Here is an 8,971-nt window from a genome sequence, read left to right on the forward strand (position 1 = left end):
CGGGGCAACGGGTAACGGGAGGACGAGACGATGGCCGGCGAACAGCAGACGGCGGTGCCCGCACAGGCCCAGGAGCGGCACATGCTCCTCGCCGAGCAGGTCGAGGAGCACCGCTTCCGGTATTACGTGAACGACCAGCCGATCGTGAGCGACGCCGAGTTCGACCGGCTGCTGCGCGAGCTGGAGGCGCTGGAGGAGACGTATCCCTCGCTGCGTACGCCGGATTCGCCGACCCAGAAGGTCGCCGGGCCGTACCGCACGGAGTTCACCTCCGTCGAGCACCGCGAGCGGATGCTCTCGCTGGACAACGCCTTCGACGACGCGGAGCTGGCCGCCTGGGGCGAGCGGATCGCCAAGGACGTCGGCACCACCGGCTACCACTTCCTGTGCGAGCTGAAGGTCGACGGCCTGGCGGTCAACCTCACCTACGAGCACGGCCTGCTGACCCGGGCCGCCACCCGGGGCGACGGCCGCACCGGCGAGGACATCACGCCCAACGTCCGTACGATCGCCGAGATCCCGCACCGGCTGAAGGGCGACCGGATCCCGGAGCTGGTCGAGATCCGCGGCGAGGTCTTCTTCCTGATGGACGCCTTCGACGGGCTCAACGCTCGGCTCCTGGAGGCGGGCGACAAACCCTTCGCCAACCCGCGCAACGCCGCGGCGGGCTCGCTGCGCCAGAAGGACCCGAAGGTCACCGCCACCCGCCCGCTGCACATGGTGGTGCACGGCATCGGCGCCCGTGAGGGCTTCGACATCGACTGCCTCTCGCACGCCTACGAGCTGCTCCACGAGTGGGGCCTGCCCACCGCCAGGCACAACAAGGTGGTCGGTTCCCTGGACGAGGTGCGGGAGTTCATCGCGTACTTCGGTGAGAACCGGCACTCGGTGGAGCACGAGATCGACGGGGTGGTCGTCAAGCTCGACGAGATCCCGCTCCAGGGGCGGCTCGGCTCCACCTCGCGCGCCCCGCGCTGGGCGATCGCCTGGAAGTACGCCCCGGAGGAGGTCAACACCAAGCTCGTCAACATCCGGGTCGGCGTCGGCCGGACCGGCCGGGTCACGCCGTACGCCCAGGTCGAGCCGGTCGAAGTGGCGGGCTCGGAGGTGGAGTTCGCCACCCTGCACAACCAGAACGTGGTGAAGGCCAAGGGCGTCCTCATCGGGGACACGGTGGTGCTCCGCAAGGCCGGTGACGTGATCCCGGAGATCCTCGGCCCGGTCGTCGATCTGCGCGACGGCACCGAGCGGGCGTTCGTGATGCCGACGCACTGCCCGGAGTGCGGCACGGAACTGAAGCCCATGAAGGAGGCGGACGTCGATGTCCGCTGCCCCAACGCCCGGTCCTGCCCCGCCCAGTTGCGTGAGCGCATCGCCTATCTCGCGAGCCGCAAGTGCCTCGACATCGACCATTTCGGCTATGTCGCCGCCGCGGCGCTCACCAAGCCGCTGGAGCCCGCCGAGCCGCCGCTGCGCGACGAGGGCGACCTGTTCGGGCTGACCATCGAGGAGCTGCTGCCGATCCGGGCCTATGTCCTGGACCAGGACAGCGGGCTGCCCAAGCGCGATCCGAAGACCGGGGAGGAGAAGACCGCCTGGGTCTTCGCCAACCAGCAGGGCGAGCCGCGGAAGAACGCCCTGGCCATGCTCGACGCCATCGCCGCGGCCAAGCAGGCGCCGCTCGCCCGGATCCTCACCGGGCTGTCCATCCGCCATGTGGGCCCGGTCGCCGCCGCGGAGCTGGCCCGTCAGTTCCGCTCCATGGACCGGATCGACGAGGCGACCGAACAGGAGCTGGTCGAGGCCGACGGGGTCGGGGCCATCATCGCCGCGTCGGTGAAGCAGTGGCTCGCCGAGGACTGGCACCGGGAGATCCTGCGCAAGTGGCGCGAGGCCGGGGTCCGGATGGAGGACGCGGGCACGGGCGAGGCCGAGGGGCCGCTCCCGCTCGAAGGACTCACCGTTGTCGTCACGGGCACACTGGCCGAACACACCAGGGATGGCGCGAAAGAGGCGCTCCAGAGCCGCGGCGCGAAGGTGACGGGTTCCGTTTCGAAGAAGACCTCCTTCGTGGTCGTCGGCGACAACCCCGGTTCGAAGTACGAGAAGGCCGTGCAGCTGAAGGTTCCGGTACTGGACGAGAGCGGCTTCGCCGTCCTGCTCGACCAGGGGCCGGACGCGGCGCGCGAGGCGGCGGTGCCGGCCGAGGAGGCTGCGCAGTAGGGCGGAACCCCACCGCCGCGCGGCACGGGACCGGCGCGAGGGGCTCCGGGGCGCCGCCGGCGGTGACCGCCGGCCGTCCGGGGCCGGCGACGGGCGACGACTGAGGGCCGGCGGGCAAAAGGGCGGATCAAGGGCTCGGCGGGGCAGAGCGGGACGAGTGTCCCGAGGGGTTGCCGGTTCACCCGATCGGTGCATAGCAGATGCTGACGGACGGTCGGTTCGCATTCGGGCAAGAGCGTCCGAGCGCTGCCCGTAAGCACCTTCCGCGGCCTACTGTTGAGACGTGCACCCGCCGTGCCCGGCCGTGGGCGTGGGATACCGGGCCGTGGTGGCGGGAGAGCGGAACCAACAGGTGACATCGGCATCGCCGGCTGTGAGAGGGACGGAATGAAACCGACCGAGAGCGCCGCACCGGTGTCGCGGCTGCAAGGTTTCGTCGGCCTCACACCCAAAGTGGGGGCCGTTCTCATCGTGATCGCTGTTGTTCAGATCGCGACCGGTTTCTATCGCACCGTGAGCGAAGGCAGTGCGCTCTTCCCCGACGGCAGGGTCGGCTGGGCCCTCGCCGTCCTGACCGGGATCATCGTCGGCCATCTCGTCGCGCTCGGCCGCGACCGCTGGTGGGGCGGGACGGGTTCCGGCGCCTCCCTGACCCTGGCCGTGCTGCTGCTCTACGGCTGGGTGCCCGCCGGTCTGGTCAGCCTCGTCGTGGTCGTCCTCGTCGGCATCGCCCGCAGACACCGCTGGTACCAGGGGCTGTTGCACGGCGCGGTGGACATCCTGGGCATCGGCGCGGCGGGGCTGGTGCTCGCGGTGTTCGGCGAGGCGCAGACCGTCGAGTCGCCCTGGCACCCACTCGACTGGGGCATCGGCGCCGTCCCGGAAGTCCTCCTGGCCGCCTCCACCTATCTCCTGGTCACCCGGGTCCTGCTGTGGTACGCGCGGACCCCGCAGGGCGGCGGGCTGCCGACTATCGCCAGGACCGCCCTGCTGCGGCAGGGGATGGTCGCGCTCGGCCTGGTCGCCATCGCACCGCTGATCTGCGTCGTCGCGATGGCCACCCCGGTGCTCCTGCCGCTCTTCGCCGTTCCGCTGATCGCCCTGGACTCGGCGCTCTGGATCGCCCGGGCCCGTGCCGAGGAGCAGTTGCGCGACCCGTTGACCGGGCTCCCCAACCGGCAGTGGCTGCTGGAGCGCACCTGGACGGCCCTGGAGGAAGCCGAGTCCGTCGGCGCCAGGGCCGCTCTGGTTCTGATCGATCTCGACCGTTTCCGCGCGGTCAACGACACCCTGGGGCATCTCGCGGGCGACCGGCTGCTGCTCCAGATAGCGGAACGGCTCCGGCTCGCGCTGCCCCGGGGCGCGGAGGTCGCGCGGCTCGGCGGCGACGAGTTCGCGGTGCTCCTGCCGACCGCCGATTCCACCACCAGCGCCCAGCGGGTCGCCCGCCACCTGGTCGCGGAGCTGTCCTCCCCGCTGGACCTGGACGGCCTGACCCTGGTCCTGGAGGCGAGCGCCGGGGTCGCCGTCCACCCCGACCACGCGCTGGACGCGGAGGGGCTGCTCAGGCGCGCGGACGTGGCGATGTACCAGGCCAAGCGGGACCGTACGGGCGTCGAGGTCTACGAGTCGAAGCGGGACAGCAACACCCCGGACCGGCTCGGGCTGCTGGGCGACCTGCGCCGCGCGCTGGACGCCGGCGAGGTCGAGCTGCACTACCAGCCGAAGGTCCGCTTCGACGGCCAGGTCGCCGGGCTCGAAGCGCTGGTGCGCTGGGTGCACCCGGAGCGCGGCCGGGTCCCCCCGGACGAGTTCATCGCCATCGCCGAGTCGTCCGGCCTGATGCCGCACCTCACGGAGTACGTGCTGGAGACGGCGCTGGCGCAGGTCGCCCGGTGGCGGGCCCAGGGCCTGTTCGTCCCGGTCGCGGTGAATGTCTCCCCGCGCGACGTCCACACCCCGGGCTTCGCCGGCGGCGTCGCGGCCCGGCTCGCCCGGCACGGCGTCCCGGCCGGGGCCCTCCAGCTGGAGATAACGGAGCACGTGCTGCTGGAGGACCCGCAGCGCGCCGCCGACACGCTCGCCGGGCTGACCGGGCACGGCGTGAAGATGTCCCTCGACGACTTCGGCACCGGATACTCCTCGCTCGTCCATCTGCGGCGGCTGCCGGTCAGCGAGCTGAAGATCGACCGCTCGTTCGTGGCCCGGCTCGCCGTGGACAACGAGGACGCGGAGATCGTCCGCTGCACGATCGACCTGGCCCACTCGCTGGGACTGCTGGTCGTCGCGGAGGGGGTCGAGGACGACGAGACCTGGGAGCGGCTGCGGGATCTGCGCTGCGACGCGGTGCAGGGCTGGCTGGTCGCCGCCGCGATGCCGCCGCAGGAGACCACGGCCTGGCTGCGGGCGCGCGGGCGGCACGGCTGGCGGCGCCCGGCCGAGCTGGCGGCCGCGGCTGCTGCCGCCGCGGCGGCAGCGGCCGCCGGTGCCGCACCGGAGCTGGAACAGCGCCCCGGCGCCCGGACCACCACCCCCCGCCCGGCCCCGCGTCCCGCGACGCCCCGGGGACACGCCACGACCTGAGCCGGCGAGCGACGGCCCTGTCCGGCGCGGAGCGCCCCGGCCGGCGGTGCGATGACCACGGGCCGGTACCGGCCCGCAGCGCTCCGGGCCGGTCCGGCGGTGAGCGCGGGCGGTACGGCGATGACCGGGCCGGTACACGATGACCGGGCCGGTACGCGGCGTTCCGGGCCGACCCGCGACGCCCCGCGCCGGCCCGGCCGGTTCGCGCCGGCCCGGTCGGTGCGGGCGAGCCGCCCCGTACCGGGAGACCGCCCCGGGGCCCGGGTCCCGGGGGCGGAATTCCTCCTCCGGCCAGGACGTACGCCCGGGTGGCGGAACCGGTGGCGGGCGACCCCATAGGATTGGGGGTCGGTGGCACATTTCCGCCTGCCGCGCGACACCTGGCACGCACGCTCGCCGCGTCGCCGAACCGCCCACGTGGCCCCGCCACGAGGGCGCTCCGGCGCCCTGCGATCGCACGCACCGGACACCGCGCGGCCCGCCCTCGGGACGGACGGTGGAAATGTGCCGTCGGTCCCGGCCAGAACCACACACCAACCCCTGAGGATCGCTGCATGCCTGGCATCACGCGCGAGGAGGTCGCCCACCTCGCCCGGCTGGCGCGTCTGGAGCTGAAGGGCGAAGAGCTCGATCACTTCGCCGGTCAGCTCGACGACATCATCGGCGCGGTCGCCCGCGTCTCCGAGGTCGCCGACCAAGACGTACCGCCGACCTCCCACCCGCTGCCGCTGACCAACGTCATGCGCGCGGACGAGGTCCGTCCGTCGCTCACCCCCGAGCAGGCGCTCTCCGGCGCCCCGGCCCAGGAGCAGCAGCGTTTCAAGGTGCCGCAGATCCTGGGGGAGGACTAGAAACCATGACGGACAACAGCACCATCATCAAGCTCACCGCTGCCGAGATCGCCGGGAAGATCGCCTCCGGCGAGCTCACCGCCGTCCAGGTCACCGAGGCCCACCTGGCCCGGATCGACGCGGTCGACGAGAAGGTCCACGCCTTCCTCCACGTCGACCGCGAGGGCGCCCTCGCGCAGGCCCGCGCCGTCGACGCGAAGCGGGCGGCCGGTGAGAAGCTCGGCCCGCTGGCCGGTGTCCCGCTCGCGCTGAAGGACATCTTCACCACGAAGGACATGCCGACCACCGTCGGCTCCAAGATCCTCGAGGGCTGGGTCCCGCCGTACGACGCGACCCTCACCCAGCGCCTGAAGGCCGCCGACGTCATCATCCTCGGCAAGACCAACATGGACGAGTTCGCCATGGGGTCCTCCACCGAGAACAGCGCCTACGGCCCGACCGGCAACCCCTGGGACCTCACCCGCATCCCCGGCGGCTCCGGCGGCGGCTCCTCGGCCGCGCTCGCGTCGTACGAGGCCCCGCTCGCCATCGGCACGGACACCGGCGGCTCGATCCGCCAGCCCGCCGCCGTCACGGGCACCGTCGGCGTCAAGCCCACCTACGGCGGCGTCTCCCGCTACGGCATGGTGGCCTTCTCCAGCTCCCTGGACCAGGGCGGACCCTGCGCCCGTACCGTCCTGGACGCGGCCCTGCTGCACGAGGCGATCGGCGGCCACGACCCGATGGACTCCACGTCCATCGACGCCCCCGTACCGCCGGTCGTCGAGGCCGCCCGCAACGGCAGCGTCGCGGGCATGCGCGTCGGCGTCGTCAAGCAGTTCTCCGGCGAGGGCTACCAGGCCGGTGTCGTCCAGCGCTTCAACGAGTCGGTCGAGCTGCTGAAGTCGCTCGGCGCCACGATCGTCGAGCTGGACTGCCCCTCCTTCGACCTGGCGCTCTCGGCGTACTACCTGATCGCCCCGTCCGAGTGCTCCTCCAACCTGGCCCGCTTCGACGCCATGCGCTACGGCATGCGGGTCGGCGACGACGGCACGAAGTCCGCCGAGGAGGTCACCGCGCTCACCCGCGAGGCCGGTTTCGGCGACGAGGTCAAGCGCCGCGTCATCCTCGGCACGTACGCGCTCAGCTCCGGCTACTACGACGCGTACTACGGCTCCGCCCAGAAGGTCCGCACGCTCATCACGCAGGACTTCGAGAAGGCCTTCGAGCAGGTGGACGTCATCGTCTCGCCGACGACGCCCACCACCGCCTTCCCGATCGGCGAGCGCGCCGACGACCCGATGGCGATGTACCTCGCGGACCTGTGCACCATCCCGACCAACCTCGCGGGCAACGCCGCCATGTCGCTGCCCTGCGGTCTGGCCCCCGAGGACGGACTGCCGGTCGGGCTGCAGATCATCGCCCCCGCCATGAAGGACGACCGGCTCTACAAGGTCGGAGCCGCCGTCGAGGCCGCCTTCGTGGAAAAGTGGGGTCACCCGCTGCTGGAGGAGGCTCCGTCGTTGTGAGCGCACTGACCAAGGCCAAGGGCTTCAAGAAGTCCAAGGCCGGTACGTACCTGTCCATCGGCACCACCGCCTTCGGGGCGGTCGGCGTGTTCAAGCAGGCCAAGCAGGCGCGCTTCGAGCACGACACGCTCCGGCTGGTCGACGCCGTCGTCTCCGCCGCCGCCATCGCCACCGGTGTCGCCCTGCTGCTGCGCGAGCTCAAGCGCCTCGGCGACGACGACGTACTGCTGGGCTGAGAGGGAAGTTTCACCGTGACTGTCACCGACCTGGTGTCGTACGAGGACGCGCTCGCGTCCTACGACCCCGTCATGGGCCTGGAGGTCCATGTCGAGCTCGGCACCAAGACCAAGATGTTCTGCGGCTGCTCCACCGAGCTGAAGCAGGACGCCAACTCCCAGACCTGCCCGGTCTGCCTCGGCCTGCCCGGCGCACTGCCGGTCGTCAACGAGATCGGCGTCGAATCCGCGATCAAGATCGGCCTCGCGCTGAACTGCGAGATCGCCGAGTGGTGCCGCTTCGCCCGGAAGAACTACTTCTATCCGGACATGCCGAAGAACTTCCAGACCTCCCAGTACGACGAGCCGATCGCCTACGACGGCTATCTGGACGTCCAGCTGGAGGACGGGGAGATCTTCCGCGTCCACATCGAGCGCGCCCACATGGAGGAGGACACCGGCAAGTCGACGCACGTCGGCGGTGCCACCGGCCGTATCCACGGCGCGTCCCACTCGCTGCTCGACTACAACCGGGCCGGCATCCCGCTCATCGAGATCGTCACCAAGCCGATCGAGGGCGCGGGCGCCCGGGCCCCCGAGGTCGCGAAGGCCTACGTCGCCGAGCTGCGCGAGCTCATCAAGGCGCTCGGCGTCTCCGAGGCCCGCATGGAGATGGGCCAGATGCGCTGCGACGTCAACCTGTCGCTGCGCCCCAACGGCACCGAGACCTTCGGCACGCGCTCCGAGACGAAGAACGTGAACTCGCTGCGTTCCGTCGAGCGGGCCGCCCGCTTCGAGATCCAGCGCCACGCCGCGGTGCTGTCCTCCGGCGGCACGATCGTGCAGGAGACCCGGCACTTCCACGAGGAGGACGGCTCCACCACGGCCGGCCGCATCAAGGACAACGCCGAGGACTACCGCTACTTCCCCGAGCCCGACCTGGTGCCGGTCGCCCCGGCCCGCGCGTGGGTCGAGGAGCTCCGCAAGGGCCTCCCCGAGCTGCCGCGGCTGCGCCGGGCCCGGCTCAAGGAGGAGTGGGGTGTCTCCGAGCACGACATGCAGTCCATCCTCAACGCCGGCGCGGTCGACCTGATCGTCGCCACGACCGACGCGGGCGCCCCCTCGGACCAGGCCCGCAAGTGGTGGATGGGCGAGCTGGCGCGTAACGCCAACGAGACCGGCCGCGGTCTCGACGAGCTGCCGATCACCCCGGCGCAGGTCGCCCGGGTCGCGGCGCTCGTCACCTCCGGCGACCTCAACGACAAGCTGGCCCGCCAGGTCATCGAGGGCGTCCTCGCGGGCGAGGGCGACCCGGACACCGTCGTCGAGAAGCGCGGCCTGAAGGTCGTCTCCGACGAGGGCGCGCTCTCCACGGCCGTCGACGAGGCCATCGCGGGCAACGCCGCCATCGCGGACAAGATCCGCGGCGGCAAGGTCGCGGCGGCCGGCGCGCTCGTCGGCGCGGTCATGAAGGCCACCCGCGGCCAGGCCGACGCGGCCCGGGTGCGCGAGCTGATCCTGGAGAAGCTCGGCGTCGAGGGCTGACCCCGCACCACCCGCACGTCCCCGAGGGGCGGCGCACCCGCGAAGT

General features: G+C 71.9%; 6 protein-coding genes. All 6 read left to right on the top strand.

Annotation, left to right across the window (positions count from 1 at the left end):
* Positions 1–30 precede the first annotated feature (30 nt).
* The 6 genes from ligA (at position 31) to gatB (ending at position 8,925) form a co-directional block, all read left to right on the top strand.
* Positions 31–2,223 (top strand): NAD-dependent DNA ligase LigA, encoded by a 2,193-nt coding sequence (gene ligA, locus ACFCV8_RS21685; protein WP_376687033.1) that lies wholly within the window; start codon positions 31–33, stop codon positions 2,221–2,223.
* A 387-nt stretch (positions 2,224–2,610) separates the two neighbouring features.
* The gene (locus ACFCV8_RS21690) at positions 2,611–4,806 is read left to right on the top strand and encodes a putative bifunctional diguanylate cyclase/phosphodiesterase (RefSeq protein WP_376687034.1); all 2,196 of its coding nucleotides are present in this window, start codon (positions 2,611–2,613) and stop codon (positions 4,804–4,806) included.
* A gap of 554 nt (positions 4,807–5,360) precedes the next feature.
* Entirely contained in the window at positions 5,361–5,657 is a 297-nt protein-coding gene (gatC, locus tag ACFCV8_RS21695) for an Asp-tRNA(Asn)/Glu-tRNA(Gln) amidotransferase subunit GatC (RefSeq protein WP_015036350.1), read from the top strand.
* Between the two features lie 5 nt (positions 5,658–5,662).
* Positions 5,663–7,165 (top strand): Asp-tRNA(Asn)/Glu-tRNA(Gln) amidotransferase subunit GatA, encoded by a 1,503-nt coding sequence (gene gatA / locus ACFCV8_RS21700; RefSeq protein WP_376687035.1) that lies wholly within the window; start codon positions 5,663–5,665, stop codon positions 7,163–7,165.
* On the top strand, positions 7,162–7,401 hold the full coding sequence (locus ACFCV8_RS21705) for a hypothetical protein (protein WP_376687036.1): 240 nt from the start codon (positions 7,162–7,164) through the stop codon (positions 7,399–7,401). The genes gatA and ACFCV8_RS21705 overlap by 4 nt, the downstream gene beginning before the upstream one ends.
* Positions 7,402–7,416: 15 nt before the next feature.
* On the top strand, positions 7,417–8,925 hold the full coding sequence (gene gatB, locus ACFCV8_RS21710) for an Asp-tRNA(Asn)/Glu-tRNA(Gln) amidotransferase subunit GatB (RefSeq protein WP_376687037.1): 1,509 nt from the start codon (positions 7,417–7,419) through the stop codon (positions 8,923–8,925).
* Positions 8,926–8,971: the final 46 nt, after the last annotated feature.

The sequence above is a fragment of the Streptomyces sp. NPDC056347 genome (assembly GCF_042262625.1).
GTDB lineage: Bacteria > Actinomycetota > Actinomycetes > Streptomycetales > Streptomycetaceae > Streptomyces.

Excerpts from the sequence above, each read along its gene's own strand:
- ACFCV8_RS21690 (WP_376687034.1), top strand. The coding sequence starts at position 2,611 with ATGAAACCGACCGAGAGCGCCGCACCGGTGTCGCGGCTGCAAGGTTTC.
- ligA (WP_376687033.1), top strand. The coding sequence starts at position 31 with ATGGCCGGCGAACAGCAGACGGCGGTGCCCGCACAGGCCCAGGAGCGG.
- gatA (WP_376687035.1), top strand. The coding sequence starts at position 5,663 with ATGACGGACAACAGCACCATCATCAAGCTCACCGCTGCCGAGATCGCC.
- gatC (WP_015036350.1), top strand. The coding sequence starts at position 5,361 with ATGCCTGGCATCACGCGCGAGGAGGTCGCCCACCTCGCCCGGCTGGCG.